This is a genomic window from Legionella impletisoli, from assembly GCF_900639875.1.
In the GTDB taxonomy this organism is placed as follows: Bacteria; Pseudomonadota; Gammaproteobacteria; order Legionellales; family Legionellaceae; genus Legionella_A; species Legionella_A impletisoli.
On the sequence record NZ_CAAAIA010000001.1, the window covers coordinates 79719 to 104458 of the forward strand.

Consider the following 24740-nt stretch of genomic DNA (forward strand, 5'->3'; position numbering starts at 1 on the left):
CACACCAGGATAGTTAGTTTCAATGGATAGATAAACGTATCCTATGGAATACCTAATGGATAAACGATAATTTCTGACTAAACTTCTTACTAAGTATTTTGATCATATTGTTTCACAAGCGCACAATAAAAGTATAAATTTAGTTTCATTTGTTAAAAAATTAGATTATCCTTCACCCCGATAATTTTCTACTTTGGAGGCAACATGCTTGATAAGCAATCACTTCATCAGCCAAAAGGCTTACGCAGAACTATCAATGATGCGTACAGAGAGGATGAATATAGTATTGTTTCAAAGCTTATAGAACGTGCAGAATTGAATGACGAAACACAGTCGTTTGTGAAACGAGAAGCAACAAAGCTTGTTGAGCAGGTGCGCTCTGAAAGAAAAAAAAGCACCGGAATTGATTCATTTTTATCAGAATATGCACTGTCTAGTGATGAAGGCATCGCACTGATGTGTTTGGCCGAAGCGTTATTAAGAGTTCCCGATAACGCAACGATTGATGATTTAATTAAAGATAAATTAGCCAGTGCAAACTGGAAGGCCCACCGAGGTCAAAGCGAGTCTTTTTTTGTTAACGCAACAACCTGGGCTTTAATGCTCACTGGCAAAGTGCTTTCACCCGAGAAAGCAGACTCTGTTCTCACGAAGGCCTTAATGAAGCTTATTAATCGTAGTAGCGAGGCAGTGGTTCGTAAAGCCGTTGATAAGGCAATGCGGATTATGAGCAAACAATTTGTCATGGGGCAGACCATTCAAGATGCATTAACTCGTGCGAAGAAAAAAGAAGCCATTGGTTATCGTTATTCATATGACATGCTGGGTGAGGCGGCATTGACAAGTGCCGATGCAAAACGCTATCTAGACGCCTATGCCAATGCGATTGAGGCTATTGGTAAGGAAACAAAAGGCGAGGGAACGGTGTATTCAAATCCTGGGATTTCCATTAAGCTTTCGGCATTGCATCCTAAATATCATGAAGCACAATACGATCGCGTTCTTCAAGAATTGCCTCCTAGGTTATTGTCTCTGGCCAAGTGTGCAAAACAATATAACATCGCATTGACTGTTGACGCTGAAGAATCAGAAAGATTAGACATTTCTTTAGATGTTATTGAGCGCGTGGTTAAAGATCCGGCATTAGCAGGATGGGACGGGTTTGGAATGGCTGTGCAGTCCTATCAAAAGCGGGCATTCTATCTCTTGGATTGGGTGGCTCAATTGGCACGAGAAAACAAGCGTCGCATTATGGTCCGCTTGATAAAAGGTGCCTACTGGGATAGTGAAATTAAAAAAACTCAAATGCAAGGGTTAGAAGAATATCCGGTCTTTACCCGAAAAGCATTTACTGATACCTCGTTTCAAGCTTGTGCTAAAAAGCTTTTAACCATGACGGATGCGATTTATCCGCAATTTGCCACCCATAACGCTTATTCAGTTGCGCTCATTCTTGGTCTAGCTGGAAACTATCGTGATTTTGAATTCCAGTGTTTGCACGGTATGGGTAATGAACTGTATGACCAGGTTGTACCGAGCAACCGCCTAGCTATTCCTTGCCGAATTTATGCTCCTGTGGGTACGCATGAAGATTTACTTCCCTATCTCGTGCGCCGATTGCTAGAAAATGGAGCAAATTCTTCGTTTGTAAATCGTATCGTTGATGATAAAGCGCCCATTAGTAAGCTGGTTGAAGATCCTGTAGCGAAGTCAAAAGCGCTGCTTAGCAAGATGAACCAAAATATTCCTTTGCCAAAAGATATTTTTTTACCTCTTCGCAGTAATTCAATTGGAATTGATTTTACAAATCGAGAAGAAAGAGCGCGTTTACAACAGGACCTCAATCATTGGAGTGAGCAAAAATGGCAGGCTACTCCTCTTATAAAGGACAAGTCGTTCAAGGCAGAATTGGGTCAATCTTGCTTTTCTCCACAAGCGCCTGATCGTTTTGTAGGTAATGTACTTGAAGCGACGGAAGAAGATACAGATTGGGCACTTACTCAGGCTGTTGAGTCTTTTGCTGCTTGGAGTACTATGCCTGTCTCTCTGCGAGCGGCGATGATTCGGCAATATGCAAAGTTATTGCAAGATAATATGACGCGATTTTTGGCCATCGCCTCTTTAGAAGCGGGTAAAACGCTCTATGATGGTGTTGCAGAAGTGCGCGAAGCAATTGATTTTTGCCATTATTACGCCACCAAGGCGGAGCAATTAATGACAAGTCCAATTGAGCTTCATGGATACACCGGAGAACGAAATGAATTATCCCTTCACCCACGGGGCGTTGTGTTATGCATCAGCCCCTGGAATTTTCCACTCGCTATTTTTACCGGTCAAGTGGTCGCGGCTTTAGTGACGGGTAATTGCGTTATTGCAAAGCCTGCTGAACAAACCCCATTAATTGCCTCTTTGGCGGTTGAGTTAATGCATAAAGCGGGGATTCCTAAGGGAGTAATTCAACTTCTTCCAGGAAAAGGCGAGACCATTGGCGCTAAATTAGTTCAGGATAAGCGTATTAAAGGGGTTATCTTTACTGGTTCAACGCAAACGGCCGCACTCATTAATAAAACGTTGGCCACTCGGGGTGGTGAACTTATTCCTCTTATAGCGGAAACAGGCGGACAAAATGCCATGATTGTGGATTCTTCCGCATTATTGGAACAAGTGGTTATGGATGTCATTACATCGGCCTTTGGTTCTGCTGGACAGCGATGCTCCGCGCTTCGAGTCTTATATGTTCAAGATGAAGTTTATCCTCGATTTAAAGAACTACTTAAAGGGGCAATGGCTGAGCTTGAGATTGGTGATCCTGTATTATTAAAAACGGATGTGGGGCCCGTGATTGATCAAGAAGCGCTAGATAACTTAAAAAGTCACGTGGACAAGATGGTTCAAACTTATAAAACGATTTATCAATGCAGCGCTTCCACAAAGGGTAATGGTTATTATCTGCCTCCTATTGCATTCGAAATCGACAACATCAATGCTTTAGAAAAAGAAGTGTTTGGCCCTGTGTTACATGTGATTCGTTTTAAACGGAAGAATCTTGATGATGTAATTCATCAAATTAACAGCACTGGATACGGCTTAACCCTTGGAATTCATAGCCGCATTAATCAGACAGTTGAGTATATTCGGGATAGAGTTCATGTCGGGAACTGCTATGTCAATCGTAATATGATTGGGGCAGTGGTGGGCTTACAGCCATTTGGAGGAGAGGGGTTGTCTGGTACGGGTCCCAAAGCAGGCGGACCTTTTTATCTACCTCGATTATGTCACGAAAGAACGTACACCGTTGACACGACCGCAGCAGGTGGCAATGCGACGCTTATGTCTATTCCTGAAGATTAATGAAAATTTAAATCTGGCCCAGCTCATGATAGCTGGGCTAACTTTTCCTAACGTTTTTTGACTAAAAACCAAGGCAACACAACAAAAATAAACAAACCGCCCATTAGAAACCCCTCAAAAAACCAACGATTTCCAACTTCAATTTGATTCGGTGGTACAAAACCGATAATAATGGCTGTCACACAGCAAAGCATTCCCATTCCGGCAATTAGCCACATCATGATATTCCCTCCGGGAATTCGAAATGCCCCTACTTGGTAGGGTTTGCTATACCGAAGCCGGATGGCAGCTGCAAACATAAATAAGTATACGATGAGCGCCATTTGAGCGCACAGATCGCTTAAAATCCAATAGGCTGCATTTATAGACTGAACCAGAATAAAAACGGTACTGAGCACCATAAAAATTAAGCCTTGGATGACTAAAATAGGAACAGGAGCACCATGCTGATTTACTTTGGAAAATACAGCCGGAAGGGAGCCATCCCGAGCGGAAACTAATAATCCCTTGGTTGGGCCAATAATCCATGCTGCAACCCCACTTAAGCCGCCAATAATAATAAATGCCGCGGTTAAGTAAGTCATCCACGGCATGTGATACGCGTTAAAGAAGATGGCAAACGCATCAATGAGCCCCGAAACCACACTTAATTGTGTTTGTGGAACGACGATGACAATCGCTAAGGAGCCTAATACAAGAGTTAAAAAAATTAAAATGGTTGAATAAAATAAAGCACGAGGATAGTCTCGTTGGGGGTTTTTTACTTCCTCAGCATGAACGGCTGACATTTCAATCCCTAATAATCCAAATAAGACCGCTGAAAAAAGCGATAAATTTCCAATGGAAGAAAAGTCTGGGATCCAGGATAATTGAGGATCAAAAGCATACGGATTACCCTGAAAAATCCAGAAAGCGCCTAAAATAATAATTCCTATCATCGGGATTAAGGTTCCTACTATAGCTCCGATGATGCTCACCAACCCTGAAATTTTCATTCCAAAACAGTTTAAGAGGGTAAAAATCCAAAACAAACCATAAATGGTTAGTAATAGAAAGAGCTTATGCTGTGCTAATTGTGGTGCGAACAAATACGCAATGGTTGCGGCAATGAAGGCAAGAATCGTAGGGTACCAAACCACGTTGTATATCCACTGCAGCCATATGGTAATAAAACCAGCCCGTCTTCCAAATGCTTCTCGAACCCAAATATAAATCCCGCCTGTCTCTGGGAAAGCGGTGGCAAGCTCAGCTGAAACTAAAGCGACAGGAATAAAAAAAGCGATTGCAGCGACAGAGTAGTAAAAAACCAGTGATAGTCCTAAGGTTGCAGTTAATGGCAATGTGCGCAAACTATCAACGGCAATGACGTTAATCATGACCAAGGTAAAAACACTTAATACTCGCTTAGATTGCCGCACGTAAAATCCTTAAAAACACTTAGGGTTAAAATCTATACTTATCTTTGATTCAAAGCGTATATTACTAAAGGTGAAATAATGGTGTGTTTTTATAGTGCAGTCAATGAATTTCTTTTTCAATACGTGCGAGTTCAACTTCTCGCTCTTTAATTGCGTCTTGATCATGGCCGGTAAATTTTAAATCTTCTATGTAATTGCTTAGTTCATGTGCTTGATTTAAGATAGCTTGCCTAAGCGGCTCCCGTTTTAATAGTTTAGCAACATTTATGATCATGTCATATATTGCAAGAATAATCGTCACATCATCTTTCGCGGCTTGACGTAAACGACTTAGAGCAGCATCAATGATCCCTTCATATGTAAAGGATTTATACGTGACCAAAGTGATTTTATCTTCTACTATTGCGTTGTATTCTAAATCTTCATACTTATCAACATATATTAATAATTTTCCAATCGAAAAGGTACAATCTCTAGCCGTATAGGGATCATTAATACCAGGGGAGAGTGCTCGAACGGCAATTTCTGCAATTTGATCAAATCCATATTCGATATCTTGGCTAATCACTCTTCTATCCAAAATATTAATTGAATACTTTAATGACGAAATTTGCTTTTCAATATTTTTATTTTTTCCTTTTATATAAATTCGCATTAAAGCATTCTTCTCATAAACATAATCCCCTGGCTTGAAACAAACATGAATACGTAAATCGTTTTCCTGAGCAATGTTTTTGATTGTTTCATAATCCACACCATGTATATAACCATTTTGATCACTGCACACGAGTTGATCGGTTTTAATTGTTTTTGAGATTTTTCGTTTTTTTCTATTCTTACTTGTTGACTTACTATAATTTAGGTTAATCGCCTTTTCAGTTTGGTTTACAACTAACTTAAGTAACCCATCAATCCGAATGGATTTAATCACATAATTAATAAATATGACTAAAATAAAAAGACAGGTTATGGTTAAGATAAACGCATAGACCGTTTGAATCCCTCTTATCGTATCACTCGTAGGATAGTAGATGCAGTATAGACAGAAAATAAAAGTTCCCAAGAATAACCCTAAGGTAAATTGTGCAATTTTAGAGTGAAGAAAATTTGGGAGCAAACGAGGACCGTATTGAGTGGCAACACTGGATAAAATCAGCATGCTAATTGAGAAGGTTACCCCGATTAATGTCATCAGCGAACTCGCCATGATCATAAGAATGGTTTGCTGACGTGTTTGGGTTATTGAAACGCCTTCACCAAATATATAATTATATTCTAGGCTTAATGAAACCCCAATTGCATTCATAACGAAACAAATCACCACAGGTAAAAACCAGGGTTTTTCCAACAACAGAGAAAGTCTTTGTTGTTTGGAACGGGTCAAAATAGCCACTGACTGTCCTTAGTTGGCGAAAGAGAAATAATTTTTTGCAATTATTATTAAAATAGCAGATTTTTCAAATAAATGAGGGCTTTCTATATTTAAGTAGTAGTTAGAATACTTGCATGAAAGCCTAACAATAGGCTCCAGAGCCTTATGAAGGAGAGTTCGACAGAAACGTCATTTATGACTTTTGTAGTGCCAAACGAGCGTTATCCCGTAAAAATGCGAAGCTTTTTGTATGGGATCCATTCAAAATAAGCCCGTTCGATATCCGCAAAATTTGGAATTTTGGTATCGAACTTATATTAATTAACGTCAAGATCGACAGGATCCTTGTGTAAAGCCCAAATCTTCTACACATCTTAAGCCTACGTCACCCAGTCAAGCCGTGTGGCGTAGGCTTAAGATGTGTCAAGAGAGCATAAAGCAGGGCTCGTAGGCAAAAAGCGTGTAATGTTCAAAAATTAGATACGCCTGCCCTCCCTGAACACGATTGATCTAAGCAATTAAATTGCGTAATACATACTGTAAAATGCCACCATGTCGATAGTATGCAAGCTCATTCGCGGTATCAATCCGGCACAGCACTTCAATTTGATCCTGGTTGCCATCTTGATGCGTGATGGTTACTGGAATAATTGAGCCGGGTTTTAGATCATCATTGACTTGAATACTCACTCGTTCGCTGCCGTTTAGGTTCAACGATTTACGAGTCGTACCAGGCATAAATTGCAGAGGCAAAACGCCCATTCCAATTAGGTTTGAACGATGAATCCGCTCAAAACTTTCCGTGATAACCGCTTTGACTCCTAGCAAGTTGGTTCCTTTAGCAGCCCAGTCGCGTGAAGATCCGGTTCCATATTCCTTTCCAGCGATGACTACGAGTGGGTGATTAGCTTCTTGATACTTCATGGCGGCATCAAAAATCGACATGATTTCACCCGAAGGAATATGTTTAGTAAATCCTCCTTCAATATCCGGTGTCATTTCATTGCGAATGCGGATATTGGCAAACGTACCTCGCATCATTACTTCGTGATTTCCTCGACGTGAACCATAAGAGTTAAAGTCCTTTTCGTTGACTCCTTTCGACTTTAAATACAGTCCAGCAGGTGAGTTGGCTTTAATCGCTCCAGCTGGCGAAATATGATCGGTGGTGATGGAGTCACCTAATAAAGCCAGAACATAGGCATCATTGACCGATTTAATTGCCAGAGGTTTATCTGACAAGTTTTCGAAAAATGGCGGATATTGAATGTATGTGGAATTATCATCCCAGGCATAGGTTTTACCAGAACCCACGTTAATAGCCTGCCATAGTTCATCACCTTTAAAAACTTCAGCATATTCTTTTTGGAACATGCTTCCACTGACTTTCGCTACTTCTGCAGCGACTTCGGCATTGGATGGCCAAATATCTTTTAAGTAAACATCATTACCAGATTGGTCTTTACCAAGTGGACTTTTACTAAGATCAAGTGTGGTTGAGCCGGCTAATGCATATGCCACAACCAGTGGAGGAGAAGCGAGCCAGTTGGCACGAACTTGTGGATGAACTCGTCCTTCAAAGTTTCGATTTCCGGATAAGACAGAACTGACGACCAAATCATACTTCGAAATAGCTTCTGAGATAGGATCAGGCAGTGGACCTGAGTTTCCGATACAAGTTGTACAGCCATATCCAACTAAATTAAACCCAAGCTCATCAAGATAGCTTTGTAACCCAGCAAGTTTTAAATAATCCGTAACCACTTTTGAACCCGGAGCTAGAGAAGATTTAACCCATGGTTTTCTTTGTAGTCCCTTTTCAACGGCTTTTTTAGCGACTAATCCGGCAGCCATTAATACACTTGGATTTGAAGTGTTGGTGCAGCTGGTAATTGCTGCAATAACCACGACGCCGTGTTTAAGAGCATAGGATTCCTTATCAACTGCAAATTCACTGTTTTTTTCTTTTTCTTTATCGGATTGCTTCAAAAACGCATCAAACTCTTCGGGTAATGTTCTTAAATTTACCTTGTCTTGTGGGCGTTTAGGTCCAGCAAGAGATGGTTCAACCGTGCTTAAATCAAGTGATAAAGTATCTGTAAAGACTGGTTCCTCACTACCGTTTTCATACCATAATCCTTGCTCTTTGCAATAGGCTTCTACCAAAGCAATGGTATGCTCATCACGGCCAGTCAAGCGCATATAACGCAATGTTTCCTTGTCGACAGGGAAAAATCCGCAGGTTGCACCATACTCTGGCGCCATATTGGAAATGGTTGCGCGATCGGCTAAGGGTAAATCAGCAAGACCTGGGCCATAAAATTCAACAAATTTACCGACGACACCTTTTTTTCGGAGCATTTGGGTAACGGTTAATACCAAGTCAGTCGCTGTAATGCCTTCTCGTAATTTTCCAGTCAATTTAAAGCCAATGACTTCGGGGATGAGCATAGAAACTGGCTGTCCAAGCATGGCAGCTTCTGCTTCAATACCTCCCACTCCCCAACCGAGTACACCCAAGCCATTAATCATGGTGGTATGAGAATCTGTGCCTACAAGCGTATCTGGATAAGCATATGTTATGCCATCAACTTCCGTACTCCAAACGGTTTTACCTAAGTATTCCAGGTTTACTTGGTGGCAAATTCCTGTACCTGGCGGAACCACTTGAAAATTAGCGAATGCTTTTTGTCCCCAGCGCAAAAATTCGTAGCGTTCTTTGTTGCGCTCGATTTCAATGGCCGTGTTAATCTTCATCGCGTCTTCGGTTGCAAAGCGATCAACCATAATGGAGTGATCAATAACTAAATCAACAGGGGAAAGGGGAGATATCTTTTCTGCTTTACCCCCCATTTTTTCAATCGCTGTTCGCATGGCGGCTAAGTCCACAACCGCTGGCACACCAGTAAAATCTTGCATCAGGACTCGCGCAGGTCGATAAGCGATTTCATGTTGTGATGTTTTTTTATCAAGCCATGCGGCAATGGCTTCAATATCTTCCGACTTAACCGTGTCACCGTCTTCAAAGCGGAGTAAGTTTTCTAACAATACTTTCAAAGAGTAGGGCAGGCGGCTAATGCCTTTAAAATGATTCGCTTCGGCTTCTTTTAAACTAAAGTAATGATAAGTTTTACCATCTACTTGCATCTGGCGCTTAGTGGACAGACTATCTTGCCCTGCTTTCATATATCAGCTCCTGAAATCTAAAAATCGCAATCATAGCCCAAATTCAAAAGATTTTCATATAATCTCTTGCTCGTAATCAGGACAAAATCAAACTTTGATTATAGAGTGTAATATTTGCGTTGTTTCCGTGCAGAAGAAAGCTCTGAAAGCAGTCGATGCTTGATTAAATTTTAGTAGCATTCATGTGTACATTTAAGCGTTCTACCTAGTCGGTCAACAAGACAGCTTCGATAACAATGAGAACTTATTTTATACCAATTAGTCCAGTAGGAAAAATTAACATCGTGAGCAGGAGTATGATGGAGATGGACGTGGGTCGGTACGTAATGATAATGATGGGGCGAATAATGAATGTGGGCCGGATGCTGTAAATAGTAAGGATGGTGAGGATGATAAACTTCTTCCGCGTAATGGGCATTAACAATATTTGAAAATAAAATGCCAATTAAAACAATCGATGTCGCTATGAATATAATCCGCTTGCTATTTTTAGTCCTTATGCGAGTAATCATGATTTAATCCATTTTTTAATCATCCTTTTTATAGTATAGCAAAAGACAAGTTTACGGAACAAATCCGAATCAATTTGTATAAACACGAATCATAAATTATAATAAAAGTACTCTCTCAAATGACAAGGAAGCAATTATGAGAAGGTATATTATTGGATTCACACTATTCGTTTCAACTTTAGCACTTGGTGGCTGTGGGGTATATACCGCATCATGCGGTGCAACGTGTGCAAGGCCTGTGGCAACCTATACTACGTGTTGTGCAACATGTAATCCTTGCTATGGTTATGGATACGGTTGGTATTAACATGTTCTCTGCATAGTAAAGCATCCGCACGACTTCAGCGGGTGCTTTATGTTTTGAGGGTGAGAACGTCGCAAGGTGCTTTTTGCACCACTGCATGGGCTGTGCTGCCTAAAAATTGAGGTAGCTGATTGGGTTCATGGCTACCAACAATCACTAATTCACAAGACAATTGCTGAATACTATTCAAGACATGCATTTTTATTGAGCCCACTTCAACAAATTGTCGCTCCGTTGGTATATTTAATGCTTCGCCTAATACACTCATTACCGCACGAGCATCGTCCTTTCTAGGTTTATCAAATTCAGCAAATCCTAGACTTTGTGCAATTTGTAGTGAAGCTGGAGGTTCAATGACGTGGAGCAAATAAAGTTTTGCATCAAAGAGTTTGGCAAACTCAACTGCTTTTTCACATAAATGAAAATGGCTTTCACTTAAATCGGTTGGGTGCAATATCGTTTTATACACAACTCCCTCGCGTTGGCTATTAAGTATGGATTCAGTTTAATCGATTTAGAAGGATGGGACCAGTAGGTAAATGTTCTTGCGAATAACTCTCGCCCGAAAATTCAGTGCAGGCAAGGTCTATCTGCCAGTAAGCTTTCACAAACACGCGTAAACCCATCTATGGGGCTCTCGAAGCACATCCATGTGCTTCGAAGGTTTATGAAAGCTTACTGGCAGACAGCCCGTGCTAATTAGATCTTAGAGTTGGGCGGGAATTGTTGGATTCTTGCCCAATTATTTCAAGTAAAGGAATTAAAACAAAATCGCGGTGATACAGTTCTGGGTGGGGTAGAGTTAAGTTTGCAGTATTTAGTGTTTGATCACCATACAGTAATATATCAATGTCCAGTGTTCTAGGGCCCCAGCGTCGTTTTCTAACGCGTTTTTGTTTAAGTTCAATCGCCTGGCAATAAGATAATAATTCGAGTGGCGGTAGATTGGTAAAGAGCTTGATGACTTGGTTGCAATAGCCAGGTTGAAATGCCGAGCCTAACGGTTCAGTGACATATAGGCGAGATTGTTGAGTCACGACCGTTTTAGGTAACCCTCGTAAGGCTTTAACAGCTTGGCGTAATTGCCGCTCTGGATGTTTTAAATTACTACCCAATGCCAAAAAACAAGTGTTCATAGAGAGGGTTTGGGTTTTCTGCGACGGCGTTTACGAGGAAGATTGGGGGTTAGTGCTGCAACCATTTCGTTTTGGATATTTGGTGTGACGTCTTGAAACTGAGTCCACCAGTCAGCAAGCTCCATTGACTCATCACCTGCAAGAGCTCGTAATGCCAGAAAGTCATAGGCGGCACGGAAACGAGGATGCTGCATCATATTAAATGCTCTTCTACCAGTTCGCTTAGATAATCGATATTGCAAAATCCATATTTCACGCATGACTTGGGTAAATCGTTTTGGTATTGAAACAATTCGATTTTGTTCCGCAATAACTTGTGACATCGCTTGCTCTAAGGCGGGTAAAGGATCAATCCCTTCTTCTCTTAAACGCGCGGCGCGATCTAATAACGGAAACCATAGAATCACAGCAAATATAAACGCGGGGGTAACGGGTTTATTTTCCTTAATACGGTTATCGGTATTTTCTAAGGCAATTCCAATAAGCGCATGAGCAGGATATTGACCTTCAAACAACTTAAATGTTTGCGGGAAGAGTTGCTCAAAAAAACCATACTGCAGCATAAGCCGGTGAACCGTTTCGGCATTGCCGCATTGATAGAGTTTCGTCATTTCATCAAAAAGGCGTGAACTGGACACATGGGTGATCAACGGGCTTAATTCTGATAAGGGTGCAGCGGTGCTTTCAGCGAGTTCAAAATGTAATTTCGCACTAAATCGGATGGCTCTTAACATTCTCACCGGATCTTCTTTATAACGAGTAACCGGTTCGCCAATGATACGAATTAAACGTTTATCGATGTCCTCAAACCCACCGGTATAATCAATGATGGTTGAATCTAAAACATTATAATAAAGTGAATTGATTGTGAAATCGCGCCGCCATGCATCTTCTTCTAGAGTTCCATACACATTGTCTCGGATGAGCATTCCGCGGTCATTGAGTAATTGCTGGGCATCCGTAGCTTCATGCCCTCTAAACGTAGCGACTTCAATGATTTCTCGATGAAATAGGATATGGGCTAATTTAAAGCGACGCCCAATAATTCGTGCATTTTTAAATAGATTGCGAATTTCATTGGGTGTTGCGTTGGTTGCGACATCGAAATCTTTTGGTGCTTTACGCAGCAAAAGATCGCGAACACTTCCGCCAACGAGATAAGCTTCAAAGCCTGCGCTATTTAAGCGGTTAACGACTTTAAGTGCATTATCACTAATATCGGGCTTAGAAATTTGATGTTTACTACGGGGTATGGTGTGAATGGGGTCAGTTGGTTCGATATCTGCCCCTCGTTTGTTCCGTAATAATTTTTTGATTAAATTGATGATTGTAGCCACCTGTTTAAGAAACCATGTTCACTGGCACTATTATAACCAAGCAATTTATGAAAAGGAACAGAAATTCCCCCTTCCAAAACCGAGCTCCAATAGGCAAGACTATTAACGAGTGCAAAGCTACTTGCCGGTGGGATTTAAATATTCACCCGCCTTGCTTGTAATTAGTCAGTCAGCAGAGGTAGGTTCCATATCTTGGACAAATGCTTAATTAATCTCGATAATGCATAACCAAATGAAGGAGGGAATCAGCATGAGAAGAAATCGGCGAAATCATTTGCCTCTCCTTCTAAGCATAAGTAGCAATAGCAGCCCTGCAGGCAAAAAATAATTACATCATTAAAAGAAAAATTCGCGAGGCCATTAAACATGTGGAATGAAGTTTTAAAAAGAATCAATAATGCCACACCCAAACAAGCTGTAGACCGATGGGGCGGTGATTTACAAACAATAAAATTGATAAGCGAAGGAATTAATTTAGTCTATCGATTTGAGAAAAAAGGCGGCGGATATTATCTTAGGGTGACTCATACAGCACTGAGGCAAGAAAAGGCTCTTTTATCCGCAATTTGTTACCAACAGCATTTATTCAAAAATGATGCGCCCGTATGTGAACCAGTACGCTCCAATAATGATGCTTGGATTGAACAAATAAAACAAGGAAATAATATTTTTATAGCCCATGTTTGTAAAGAGGTGCCGGGTCAACCGATTCATTTTAATTATGAAAACGATAAATTATATCGACGATGGGGGATGGCGCTTGGAAAATTACATAAAGCAGCAAAATCGTACAAACCAAAAGTAGATAGGTATACCAGCTGGGATAAATCCATCGCGGAACTAGAAAATTATGCTAAAAATGAATCGATAAAACTTCAAAACTTATTGATTGAAGTCACAGATTATTTCAATAAAAGAATTAAGACTTCAGATAATTTTGGTTTGACTCATGGGGATCACCGAGAAGGAAATGTTCTAACTGATGGTGAAACAATTCATATAATAGATTTTGATCTTCCGAGTTATAATTGGTTTATGGAGGATTTTTCACGTCCATTTTTTCATCCCATAGTGCATGAGCAGGAAGGTTGGCAAAACAAAATCACATTGTATTTAGAAGGTTATTTATCCATTATGCCTGAAACTAGCATTGATTTATCTGCAATTGAAAAGCAAATCCAAATGAAATGTCTTGAAATTTATTTATGGACAAAAAATAATTGGAGCAGTGATATAGCTCCAGGCGGAGGTAATACTTCATTATGGTTAGCTAAAGTTTATAATAAAATAATGGATCGTAGTTGGACAAATAAATTACCAGCTTAAAATTATCCCTCAGATTTCACCAGGGTTGAACTCAAAAAATTTGGCAACGTGCTTGAAGGTCTTTCGCGGGAGAGGGATGGTAAAGTTGACTTTATAAAACGTTTGATTCATTACGAAGGCGGATTTAAGAAAAATCTGTCCTGGATAAAAAAGAAACAGACTACTTATAGACAATCCGTGCTAGCTTGTTACAATCACCAAAACATTTCAGGGAGATTTTTTCAGAGTGGAACTTTTAGATATTTTTCTAAGCCTAAGCGCATTAATAATTCTTGAAATCATTCTGGGCGTTGATAATCTTGTATTCTTATCAATTCTCACTGAAAAGCTCCCACCTGCCCAACGCAAAAAAGCTAGACGCTGGGGACTCACGTTTGCGTGGGTTACTCGTTTAATTCTCTTAGCCTCAGCCGTTTGGATTGTGAAGCTTAAAACACCATTTATAACCTGGGGGGACTTTAGTTATTCCGTCCGCGATGTTTTTCTACTCCTGGGAGGCGGGTTTTTAATCGCGAAAGCAACTCAGGAAATTCATTTTGAAGTCTCGAATGGTGAGGAAGAAATAAGAGAGTTCCAACCGAAGGTTATTACGTTTCGCTCCGTTGTGATTCAAGTTGGGGTAATGGATATTATTTTTTCTTTAGACAGCGTGCTAACTGCAGTTGGTTTGACAGACCGATTTTGGGTAATGGCTTTAGCGATTACGTGCGCGATTTTGGTGATGATCTACGCCAGTGAACCTGTGAGTGACTTTATAGAGCGCTTTCCAACCGTAAAAATGTTGGCTTTAAGTTTCTTAATTCTAATTGGAATGGTCTTGGTTGCCGATAGTTTTGCATTTCATGTCCCGCGGGGTTATGTGTATTTTGCCATGGGCTTTTCACTTGGGGTCGAGGCATTGAATCTTATCAAACGCTCACGACGTCAAAAAAAGAGCAAAAAATAATTGCTTGCGGATAGTTCATAATTTTTTCGCTAAAGCGCTTAAAAGAGGTAAGATTAATGTTGTATTTAAAAGCCTTTCATATCATAGCGATGGTGGCTTGGTTTGCTGGTCTATTTTATTTACCGCGCCTTTTCGTGTATCACTGCCAAACGGAGGATGTGGTTGGATTAGAACGGTTTAAGACTATGGAGCGAAGACTTTATTACGGGATTATGTGGCCTGCTGGGATATTCACAACTGTATTAGGGGTTTCATTATTGTTGTATAACCCCCAATATTACGTACACGCAGGCTGGATGCATGCCAAATTAATGCTTGTTATTCTGCTTTGGGTGTATCATTTTATCTGTGGGAAATATCGTAAACAATTTTTGACTCGATCTTGCCCTCATTCAAGCCATTATTTTCGTATGTTTAACGAAATTCCCACCATATTTTTAGTGCTTATTGTTCTTTTGGTGGTGGTTAAACCGTTTTAGTAGTTATTCAATTTCAACCATTTCGAAATCTTCTTTACCAGCACCACAATCTGGGCAAAACCAGTTTTCGGGTACATCTTCCCAGCGTGTGCCTGGCTCAATGCCATCTTCAGGCCAGCCTTCTTCTTCATCATAAATAAAGCCGCAAATGACGCAAATGAATTTTTTGTAAGATTCCATAATTTGTTCTAATTGTAAAAAAGCGTCTAATTTATAGGCTGTAGAGACTAATGTAAAGAGAAAGTCCAAAATAGTAATTCCGCTTGAACGTCCAGTGCAGGTAAGAACTATCTATCAGAATGCATTTATTATTACAGATAAACTCAACTGGCGATTTGCTTGCTTAGTGAGTAAAATATATGCATTTCAAACTCAGGATGAAAGATGAGCATTTCACATAATCTATTTCTTAAGGCCAAAACACTTATCCCAGGTGGCGTTAATTCGCCAGTACGCGCCTTTAAAGGCGTTGGCGGTGAGCCGTTATTTTTTAAAGAGGGAAGAGGAGCCTATCTTATTGATGTGGATGATAATCGATACATTGATTATGTCGGATCTTGGGGGCCGCTTATTTTAGGCCATTGTCATCCAAGCGTGATTGAGGCGGTTTCTCAGGTGCTCAATCATGGCATGAGCTTTGGCGCTCCAACGGAATTAGAAATTCAATTAGCTCAAAAAATTATCGAATTAATGCCGGCTATCGAAAAAATTCGCATGGTCAATTCAGGGACTGAAGCCACTATGACCGCGATTCGACTAGCAAGAGGCTATAGTGGTAAACAAAAAATCATCAAGTTCAACGGTTGTTATCATGGTCATAGTGATGGGCTGTTGGTTAAGGCGGGTTCCGGCGTGTTAACCCTTGGGATCCCATCTACTCCAGGTATTCCTAAAAGCATTACTGAACATACATTAACTGCTGATTTTAACCAGCTTGATCAGGTTTCCCGCTTATTTGAAATGTACAAAGATGATATTGCGGCGGTGATTATTGAACCTGTTGCTGGCAATATGGGCTTTGTCATGCCAAAGCCTGAATTTTTATCAGGACTAAGAGCGCTTTGTACTGAAAACAATGCCGTTTTAATTTTTGATGAAGTGATGACAGGATTCAGAGTAGGGCTTACAGGGGCACAAGGGTATTTTGGCATCGATCCGGATCTCACCACGTTAGGCAAAGTGATCGGTGGGGGAATGCCTGTCGGGGCTATCGGAGGAAAAAGTGAGATCATGAATTTTCTTGCTCCCGAGGGTCCTGTTTATCAAGCAGGTACTTTATCAGGGAATCCTTTAGCTATGGCAGCTGGATTGGCTACTTTAAGTGAGTTAGAGCGTCCTGGATTTTATGAGCAATTAAATGAATGCGCTTCAGCATTAATCCGCTCTTTGGATGCCGTTGCCAAAGGACATAACATTCCATTTTGTGGTTCTTCTCTTGGAGGGATGTTTGGTTTTTGTTTTACTGAGCAATCAAATATATTGGATTTTAATGATGTTGCTGCATCAGATGAAGCGCTCTTTAAGCAATTTTTCCATAAAATGTTAGCAGAAGGGGTATATTTTGCTCCTTCCATGTTTGAAGCCGGGTTTGTATCAAGCGCTCATGGAGACGATGAAATTCAATATACTGAGAAAGCAGCGGATAGAGTCTTTGGTACCATAAAGCAGCCTAGGACGAATTCATGAGTAATTGGTTGTGAGTAAACGCTTTATACCCATTAAACCTGCCAAAATTACTTGGAGAGATGGCATTCCTTTCGCTATTGATTATGATGACATTTATTTTTCGCATGAGAATGGCTTAGCGGAGTCTAATCATGTCTTTATTGCTGGAAATCATCTCATCGAGCGTTGGAAATCGATGCCGAATGATCGTTCAGAATCGTGCTTTGTGATTGGTGAAACGGGTTTTGGTAGTGGACTAAATTTTCTGTTAAGTTGGTCTTTATGGAAGCTTCACGCACCAGAAAATGCCTCTTTGCATTTTATTTCTTGTGAGAAACATCCTTTGAGAAAAGAGGATTTAAGTCGGTGCTTAGCATTATGGCCCACACTTCAGATGCAATCTAAAGAGCTCATTGAGCAATATCCTAGTTTAACCCCAGGTTTTCATACGCTTCAATTTGAAAATGGACGGGTAAAACTAACCTTAATGTTTGGTGAAGCATTGGATTGTTGGGAGCAATTATTAACTTCTGGCGATGCAATGTTAGAACCTATGTTACGTACCAAAGCGATTGATGCCTGGTTTTTGGATGGATTTGCTCCAGCAAAAAATCCTTCTATGTGGGCTAGCGAACTGATGACCATACTTGGATTATTATCTGATAAGTCAACAACACTTGCTACGTTTTCTGTGGCGAGTATTGTGAAGCAAAGTTTAATACAAGCGGGCTTTATCCTTACCAAAAAACGAGGGTTTGGTCGTAAGCGTGAAATGTTATCCGCAACCTATCAAGGAGGCACTCATTCTAGAAAAAAAAGAAATACCCCTTGGGCTTTTCCAGTTATGAACAAGGTTAATGACCGCCGAGCCATCATTCTTGGTGGTGGCCTTGCAGGTTGTTTCATGGCGCGAAAGCTTGCAAATCGAGGCTGGTTTGTGACGGTCATAGATGAGCAAAAAGAACCAGGGCAAGGGGCTTCTGGAAATGAACAAGCCGTGCTTTTTCCTAATTTCTCTTCGTTTAGTGCGCCAATGACCGATTTTATGCTGGCTGCCTTCCAGCATGCGATTAGAACCTACCAGACGATTCTAAAACAACATCCAATTGGGGAATTAAACGGGATCTTACAGCTTGCTGATTCTGATAAAGCACTAGATTATCTAATAAGTTTGAACGAATGGATAAGCGCTTATCCTGGATTGGGCATTCTTTTAAATTCCGATGAAGCTACAGAGCAAGCTGGTATCCCTATTCATTCAACTGCACTCTATATTCCTCAGGCTGGTTGGATTAACTCCCGAAAGTTATGTTCTCATCTCATTCTGCATGAGCGTATAAGCTGGCATGGAGGGTGTGTGGTGAACCAAATTGAAGAGAATGGTCAGCACTGGCAAGTTAATGAGCATCGAGCAGAAATCCTAATTATCGCGACAGGATGTAAAGCCAATCAATTTAACCAAACGAACTATCTTCCTTTAAAACCAATACGTGGACAAATGTCATTGATTCCAGAGTCCTCTGAAAGCGCGTTACTAAGACTTCCCTTATGTGGCAATGGACATGTGCTGCCTGCTTATAAGGGGCATCATCATTTTGGCGCAACCTATCATCTGGGTATGGATAATACAATGACTTTTTCAGACGATGATGAGACCAATTTAACTGCACTTAACCAGTTGCCCGTTCACAGTGAATGGAATCAACAAGTGGTGTCAAACTGGGCTGGCGTTCGAGCGAGTACTCCAGATTATTTGCCACTGGTTGGTCAAGTTGCACAAAAGTCAGCCTTCGAGTCTTGTTATTCAGGTTTTACAACGAATTCTAAACGATGGATCGCAACATCTTCACCTAGCTATCCTGGGCTTTATATACTTGCTGGATTTGGGTCGCGCGGGTTAACTACGATTCCACTCTGTACAGAATGGCTTGCAGGCGTCATTAACCACGAACCTTCAATTTTGCCAAGATATCTCATTAACTCCATCTGCCCGTCACGATTTTTAAAGAAAAAATTAGAAAGGAACTTTGCTATTTAATACTAAAATGCTAATCTTCGTGTCTCACACGGGATAAGGGAGTATCTGTGCACAATATTGACATCTATCAAATCGATGCATTTACCGATAAAGTATTTCATGGAAACCCTGCTGCTGTATGTCTCTTAACAGAATGGCTTAATGATGAATTATTACAAGCCATTGCGGTTGAAAATAACTTGTCTGAAACGGCATTTATTCTAGAAGAGGCTGATGGGTACCAAATTCGATGGTTTACCCCAAAAGGGGAAATTAATTTATGCGGTCATGCAACCCTTGCAGCAGGATTTCTGCTGTTTGAGTTAGATCAATGCAAAAATAACCCAATCAAATTTTCAAGTTTAAGCGGCCCACTTTATGTTCGCAAAAAAGAAAATTTATTGGTGATGGAGTTTCCTCGTTTATCGTTTCATCCTCTTGGCGATGTTTCTAGTTTAGAAAACGTGGTGAACGTTTCTCTAAACCACTCATTCGTGAGTGAACTGGACTATATGGTTGTTTTGCCCAGTGAAAAAGAAGTCCTTAAAGCAACGATTAATTTTCAGGCGTTAGCAGCTCTTCCCAAGCGCGGATTAATTCTTACGTCAAGAGGGAGTGATTCTGATTTTTATTCTCGCTGTTTTTATCCCAAACATAATATTCTTGAAGATCCAGTCACAGGATCTGCACATTGCGTTATTGCCCCTTATTGGTCAGAGCAGTTGAATAAAAAGGCGTTACGAGGGATTCAAGGCGGTGTTCGAAAAGGAGAGCTATTTTGTGAAGTGCTCGAAGATCGAGTAAATATCGCAGGGTATTGCCGTTGGTATTTTAAAGGAAGTTTATTGCTTTAAGGAGTGTTAATGTTAGACTCAATGGGGAAAAAGCTTAGGGCATTAGTAAAAGAAGAATCACCTGTACAATTATTAGGTACTGTAAATGCTTACGCAGCAATGCTAGCCGAAGTGGCCGGTGGTAAAGCAATTTATTTATCCGGTGCAGGCGTTGCCAACGCATCTTATGGTTTACCAGATCTAGGTATAACTGGGCTTTCAGAAGTGTTAGAAGATGTACGTCGTATCACTTCTGCGAGCAAATTACCGCTTTTAGTGGATATCGATACGGGCTGGGGGCATATATTTAATATCGCAAGAACAATTAAACAAATGGAGCGAGCGGGTGCGGCAGCGGTTCACCTAGAAGATCAAGTGATCGCTAAGCGCTGTGGGCATCGTCCGAACAAAGAAATTGTCTCTAAGCAGGAAATGGGCGATCGAATTAAAGCCGCTGTAGATGCTCGTATTGATCCTAACTTTATCATCATGGCAAGAACGGATGCCTTTGCAAAAGAAGGGTTACAAGGCGCAATTGAACGGGCTGAATATTATATTGAGCTAGGTGCGGATATGATTTTTCCTGAAGCATTGACTACACTGGATGAGTATCGAAGTTTTACATCGCACATCAAGGCTCCAATTTTGGCAAATATAACCGAATTTGGAAAAACGCCATTATTTACAAAAGAAGAGTTAAACGATGCAGGGGTTCAATTGATCTTATATCCCTTAAGTGCATTTCGAGCGATGTCTAAAGCGGCTTTAAATGTTTATCGTTCTATTATCGAGAAAGGAACTCAGAAAGATAAGCTCGAATCAATGCAAACACGCAATGAGTTATACCAGGTTCTTAAATATCAGGATTACGAACGAAAACTTGATCAGTTTATGGGAGAGAAGGATGGCGAATAAATCAGGTGGTTTGGCTGATGTAACTGCTGGTCAATCTGCAATTGCGACGGTTGGAAAAGAAGGGGTAGGATTAAATTATCGTGGTTATTCCATTGAAGATTTATCTGAAAACGCTTCATTTGAAGAAGTTGCCCATTTACTCATTCATGGTGAATTGCCTACTAAAGAGCAATTAAAGGACTATGTAAATAAACTTATTCGGCTGCGTTATCTTCCTCAGGACTTAAAAACTGTATTAAGGTTAATTCCTAAAAGCACGCACCCAATGGATGTGCTACGAACAGGTTGCTCTTTTTTAGGAACATTAGAGCCTGAGCTTGATTTTTCAGAACAATACGATGTTGCTGACCGATTGTTAGCAATTTTCCCTGGGATGCTGTGCTATTGGTACTTATACCACTTTGAAGGCAAACAAATTACCGGAGAAAGTGATGAACCCACTTTAGGCGGGCATTTTCTAACGTTGTTACACGGATACGCACCTGAACAAGTTCAGAAAGACATGATGAATGTTTCGCTTATTCTCTATGCCGAGCATGAGTTTAATGCCTCTACCTTTGCAGCAAGAGTCACGGCATCGACTTTATCTGACTTTTATTCAGCCATTACTTCAGCAATTGGCACACTACGTGGTCCATTACATGGTGGTGCTAATGAAGCGGCAATGGAGTTGATTGAGCAGTTCGATGATGCGGAGGAAGCTGAAGAAAAATTATTGGAAATGCTTGATAATAAAGAAAAAATAATGGGGTTTGGGCACAGGGTTTACAAGGATTGCGATCCCCGTTCTGATATTATCAAACAATGGTCAAAAATATTGTCTAAAGAAAAAAATGACATGACTCTCTATAACATTTCAGAGCGTATTGAAGAGGTTATGCGTCGCGAAAAAGGGCTGTTCCCTAACTTGGATTTTTATAGCGCGTCTGCTTATCATTATTGCGATATACCAACATCACTCTTTACCCCGATTTTTGTCATGTCCAGGATTACTGGTTGGTCGGCACATGTCTTTGAACAACGAAAAGATAATAAACTTATCAGACCCACTGCTGAATACGTTGGTCCAGAAGAACGGTCTTACGTATCGATTGAAAAGAGGGATTAATCATGAGTTCACAGGCTGAAGAAAACATCAAACCAGATTATGATCAGGTGATTAAAGACATCGCTGATTATGTTGATGAAAAAAATATTTCAAGTGAGGAAGCTTACGATACAGCCCGCTATTGCTTAATGGATACGTTAGGGTGTGGAATTTTAGCACTAAATTTTCCTGCTTGCACCAAACTTCTTGGACCCGTTGTGCCAGGCGCGCTATTACCCCGGGGGGTTAGAGTCCCAGGAACCAATTATGAGTTAGATCCCGTGCAAGGAGCATTTAATATTGGCACAATGGTTCGATGGCTAGATTATAACGATACCTGGCTTGCAGCCGAGTGGGGGCATCCTTCAGATAACCTCGGAGGGATCTTATCTGTTGCAGATTATGTAAGCCGAAATAAGGAAAAATCCTTATCGATAAATGATGTTCTGACGGCCATGATCAAAGCACATGAGATTCAGGGCTGTATGGCTTTGGAAAACAGCTTTAATAAAGAAGGCTTAGATCATGTGGTGTTAGTAAAACTAGCGACAGCGGCTGTAGTATCAAAAATGCTTGGGGGCGACAAAGACATGATTAGACGAACCGTCTCGCAAGTATTTGTTGATGGACAAAGCTTAAGAACCTATCGTCATGCTCCGAATGCCGGTTCCAGAAAATCTTGGGCTGCAGGTGACGCGACCGCTAGGGCAGTACGTTTAGCTTTAATTTCCCAAGCTGGAGAGATGGGCTATCCCAGTGCATTGACTGCACCAACCTGGGGCTTTTATGATGCTTTGTTTTCAGGAAAGGAGTTTGAATTTCAAAGACCTTATGGCAGTTATGTTATGGAAAATATTTTATTCAAACTTTCGTATCCCGCTGAGTTTCATGCTCAAACCGCGGTAGAATGTGCTGTAGAACTGCATCCTTTGGTAAATGATCGGTTAGATGAAATTCAGCGTATTGAACTTATCACGCACGAATCTGCCATTCGAATCATCAGTAAAAAAGGGAAACTTTATAACCCAGCTGACCGAGATCATTGTTTACAATATATGGTTGCTGTTGCCTTGCTAAAAGGTGATTTAAAAGCTCAAGATTATGAAGATGAAGTTGCCTCGGATCCGCGTATTGATGAGCTTCGCGAGAAAATGGTAGTCGAAGAGAATGAACAGTTTTCGAAGGATTATCACAATCCTGAAAAACGCTCCATAGCCAATAGCATTAAAATTATCTTTAAAGACGGCACTGAAAGCGATTTAGTCACCGTGGAATACCCTATTGGACATCGTCGTAGACGGGAAGAAGGAATACCCGTTCTTAAAGATAAATTTAAGCAAAACTTAAATAGCTACTTTAATGAAGAAAAAACAGAGCAAATTTTTGAGCTTATGACAGATTATAACAAACTAGCGAACACCACGGTTGATGACTTTATGTCTCTTTGGACAGAAAAAGAAAATAAATTTTCTTAATTTTTGTCCTTAATATACCCCCGGTCGTTCTGATTTTGCGATGGTTCTCGTGCGACTCTCAGGGCAAATGCATCTAATTTTTTATCATTTTTTTTGCCTACTTGCCCTGCTTTATGCAGGGCATCCAGTCGATCTTGAATGAAGTTCGGAGCAGGATTCCGCCCATAAAGCGCGGAACGGAGACATTTTTATTTTATTTAATGTTATTAGATGCGTTTACCCTGGTACAACCCCTCCTTGATAGCAACTAATGTAGAAGGCTGGGCTGAAAAAGCCCAGCACGTTACTCACCAAATTTCAAAAGTTATAATTATCATTAGAAGCCTAACATAAGATGCCTTTATTGATCATCGGCGAATACTTAAATAGCTCAAGTAAAAAGCGGTCAAAGCCAGGCGCGTGGATGAATCAAGAGATTGCTCGATTTGCTTAAGGTTTTGTAACCGCTCCAAAGTAATCATGTCTAGGTTTTCTTTCAGTATCGGGCGAAGGATCATTTTTTCCTGATGACCAGAATAACCTGCTTATTATTTTAGATAAAATTCCGTCGTTTTCCGCTTCTTTTTGTTTTTCCTTCTTAATGGTTTCCAAGGTAGTAATCATCTCTTCAAGTGAAGGTCTTGTAACAGCAGGACCGCGGCATTGGGAGAGCATATGTGACAATTGGTCGTTTTCAACATGAACAAAAATTTTTCTTAAAATCCTTTCTACCGAAAAAATATCCATTGAAGGAGCAGCGCATACAGCACGGGTTGACCAACATTCAGGCGCAATATGATAAAACCTTTTTCTAGAGTTTAGGATATCGCTTTCAGATTCCAAGATAAATACATTCGGGTTAAGAGGTCGATTAATATTGGCTGATAGGCCACCATCAATCGGATAAAATACTCCGCTATGGTAAAGAATATTTTTTTCCGATAAATCAACAATAACAAGTCCTTTACGATGAACCTCTTGAATGGCTCTAAGTAAAGAAATCGCTATATCAAATCTTGTATTCAATGAATTTTTGATTATGTTTGGAGTTAAGACGTTTGTTAACTCAACTCCAGGAAGTTTGGGTAAAACTAAACGGTAATCAAGGGGGTTATTGCTGTTAGTGAATAATTCTACTCTCTTATCAGGATAGAGTGCTTGAAAAAATGCATGCTTTCTTCTTGCTTGCCGCACGCTTAACGAATCATCGGTCTCTTTAGGTTGTAAAGAAACTACCCTGTTTCCTTGTTCGCTAGTAAACACTCTTGCATTATCATAAGTTCCTTCGCCTAAGTAAGTAATTTTTCCATTATTGCGTTGAGGTCTAAACTGTTCCCCATCATCTTCGAATTCAGAGTCGTATTCTTCATTATGGAATCGATAATTTTTCATAAAAAAACCT

At 40.5% G+C, this 24740-nt stretch carries 19 protein-coding genes; 11 read left to right on the top strand and 8 right to left on the bottom strand.

What is annotated here, in order from left to right; translation table 11 throughout:
• Positions 1 to 204 precede the first annotated feature (204 nt).
• The gene (gene putA / locus E1O41_RS00385) at positions 205 to 3351 is read left to right on the top strand and encodes a bifunctional proline dehydrogenase/L-glutamate gamma-semialdehyde dehydrogenase PutA (RefSeq protein WP_131775329.1); all 3147 of its coding nucleotides are present in this window, start codon (positions 205 to 207) and stop codon (positions 3349 to 3351) included.
• 47 nt (positions 3352 to 3398) lie between these two features.
• Here putA and E1O41_RS00390 read toward each other — a convergent pair whose 3' ends face one another.
• The 3 genes from E1O41_RS00390 to acnA all read right to left on the bottom strand — a co-directional run bounded on the left by E1O41_RS00390 (position 3399) and on the right by acnA (position 9327).
• Positions 3399 to 4769, bottom strand: coding sequence for an APC family permease (locus E1O41_RS00390; protein WP_131775330.1), 1371 nt, complete (start codon positions 4767 to 4769; stop codon positions 3399 to 3401).
• A 100-nt stretch (positions 4770 to 4869) separates the two neighbouring features.
• Positions 4870 to 6162 (bottom strand): DUF2254 domain-containing protein, encoded by a 1293-nt coding sequence (locus tag E1O41_RS00395; protein ID WP_131775331.1) that lies wholly within the window; start codon positions 6160 to 6162, stop codon positions 4870 to 4872.
• Between the two features lie 489 nt (positions 6163 to 6651).
• On the bottom strand, positions 6652 to 9327 hold the full coding sequence (acnA, locus tag E1O41_RS00400; RefSeq protein WP_131775332.1) for an aconitate hydratase AcnA: 2676 nt from the start codon (positions 9325 to 9327) through the stop codon (positions 6652 to 6654).
• A 648-nt stretch (positions 9328 to 9975) separates the two neighbouring features.
• Between acnA and E1O41_RS11675 the strand changes: the two genes are divergently transcribed.
• Positions 9976 to 10146: a hypothetical protein gene (locus E1O41_RS11675; protein WP_165481049.1), complete on the top strand. Its 171-nt coding sequence runs from the start codon at positions 9976 to 9978 to the stop codon at positions 10144 to 10146.
• 46 nt (positions 10147 to 10192) lie between these two features.
• Here the strand turns inward: E1O41_RS11675 and E1O41_RS00405 are convergent, their stop codons facing one another.
• The 3 genes from E1O41_RS00405 to pcnB all read right to left on the bottom strand — a co-directional run bounded on the left by E1O41_RS00405 (position 10193) and on the right by pcnB (position 12559).
• Positions 10193 to 10612, bottom strand: a complete 420-nt coding sequence (locus E1O41_RS00405; RefSeq protein ID WP_131775333.1) for a universal stress protein — start codon at positions 10610 to 10612, stop codon at positions 10193 to 10195.
• A 226-nt stretch (positions 10613 to 10838) separates the two neighbouring features.
• Positions 10839 to 11279, bottom strand: coding sequence for a 2-amino-4-hydroxy-6-hydroxymethyldihydropteridine diphosphokinase (folK, locus tag E1O41_RS00410; protein WP_131775334.1), 441 nt, complete (start codon positions 11277 to 11279; stop codon positions 10839 to 10841).
• Complete coding sequence (gene pcnB, locus E1O41_RS00415; RefSeq protein ID WP_131775672.1) at positions 11276 to 12559, bottom strand: polynucleotide adenylyltransferase PcnB; 1284 nt, start codon at positions 12557 to 12559, stop codon at positions 11276 to 11278. Before pcnB ends, folK begins: the two co-directional genes overlap by 4 nt.
• A 423-nt stretch (positions 12560 to 12982) precedes the next feature.
• On the opposite strand from pcnB, the gene E1O41_RS00420 reads away from it, so the two are divergent.
• From E1O41_RS00420 to hemJ, 3 genes are all read left to right on the top strand, one after another.
• A complete protein-coding gene (locus E1O41_RS00420; protein ID WP_131775335.1) occupies positions 12983 to 13942 on the top strand; it encodes a phosphotransferase enzyme family protein in 960 nt (319 codons plus the stop codon).
• A gap of 226 nt (positions 13943 to 14168) precedes the next feature.
• Positions 14169 to 14888, top strand: a complete 720-nt coding sequence (locus E1O41_RS00425; RefSeq protein ID WP_131775336.1) for a TerC family protein — start codon at positions 14169 to 14171, stop codon at positions 14886 to 14888.
• A 56-nt stretch (positions 14889 to 14944) separates the two neighbouring features.
• On the top strand, positions 14945 to 15367 hold the full coding sequence (gene hemJ, locus E1O41_RS00430; RefSeq protein ID WP_131775337.1) for a protoporphyrinogen oxidase HemJ: 423 nt from the start codon (positions 14945 to 14947) through the stop codon (positions 15365 to 15367).
• A gap of 3 nt (positions 15368 to 15370) precedes the next feature.
• Here hemJ and E1O41_RS00435 read toward each other — a convergent pair whose 3' ends face one another.
• A complete protein-coding gene (locus E1O41_RS00435; RefSeq protein ID WP_131775338.1) occupies positions 15371 to 15547 on the bottom strand; it encodes a rubredoxin in 177 nt (58 codons plus the stop codon).
• Positions 15548 to 15751: 204 nt separating this feature from the next.
• Between E1O41_RS00435 and hemL the strand changes: the two genes are divergently transcribed.
• The 6 genes from hemL to E1O41_RS00465 are packed head-to-tail and all read left to right on the top strand — an operon-like array spanning position 15752 to position 23359.
• Positions 15752 to 17053 carry a glutamate-1-semialdehyde 2,1-aminomutase gene (hemL, locus tag E1O41_RS00440; RefSeq protein WP_131775339.1) on the top strand — a complete coding sequence of 434 codons (1302 nt, stop codon included), beginning with the start codon at positions 15752 to 15754 and terminating at the stop codon, positions 17051 to 17053.
• A gap of 10 nt (positions 17054 to 17063) precedes the next feature.
• Entirely contained in the window at positions 17064 to 19070 is a 2007-nt protein-coding gene (mnmC, locus tag E1O41_RS00445) for a bifunctional tRNA (5-methylaminomethyl-2-thiouridine)(34)-methyltransferase MnmC2/FAD-dependent 5-carboxymethylaminomethyl-2-thiouridine(34) oxidoreductase MnmC1 (RefSeq protein ID WP_131775340.1), read from the top strand.
• 47 nt (positions 19071 to 19117) lie between these two features.
• Positions 19118 to 19903, top strand: coding sequence for a PhzF family phenazine biosynthesis protein (locus E1O41_RS00450; RefSeq protein ID WP_131775341.1), 786 nt, complete (start codon positions 19118 to 19120; stop codon positions 19901 to 19903).
• A gap of 9 nt (positions 19904 to 19912) precedes the next feature.
• On the top strand, positions 19913 to 20797 hold the full coding sequence (gene prpB, locus E1O41_RS00455; protein WP_131775342.1) for a methylisocitrate lyase: 885 nt from the start codon (positions 19913 to 19915) through the stop codon (positions 20795 to 20797).
• Positions 20787 to 21905 carry a bifunctional 2-methylcitrate synthase/citrate synthase gene (gene prpC, locus E1O41_RS00460; protein ID WP_131775343.1) on the top strand — a complete coding sequence of 373 codons (1119 nt, stop codon included), beginning with the start codon at positions 20787 to 20789 and terminating at the stop codon, positions 21903 to 21905. Before prpB ends, prpC begins: the two co-directional genes overlap by 11 nt.
• A 2-nt stretch (positions 21906 to 21907) precedes the next feature.
• Positions 21908 to 23359 (top strand): bifunctional 2-methylcitrate dehydratase/aconitate hydratase, encoded by a 1452-nt coding sequence (locus E1O41_RS00465; protein WP_131775344.1) that lies wholly within the window; start codon positions 21908 to 21910, stop codon positions 23357 to 23359.
• Between the two features lie 429 nt (positions 23360 to 23788).
• Here E1O41_RS00465 and E1O41_RS00470 read toward each other — a convergent pair whose 3' ends face one another.
• Positions 23789 to 24730 carry a BUD32 family EKC/KEOPS complex subunit gene (locus E1O41_RS00470; RefSeq protein WP_131775345.1) on the bottom strand — a complete coding sequence of 314 codons (942 nt, stop codon included), beginning with the start codon at positions 24728 to 24730 and terminating at the stop codon, positions 23789 to 23791.
• Positions 24731 to 24740 lie beyond the last annotated feature (10 nt).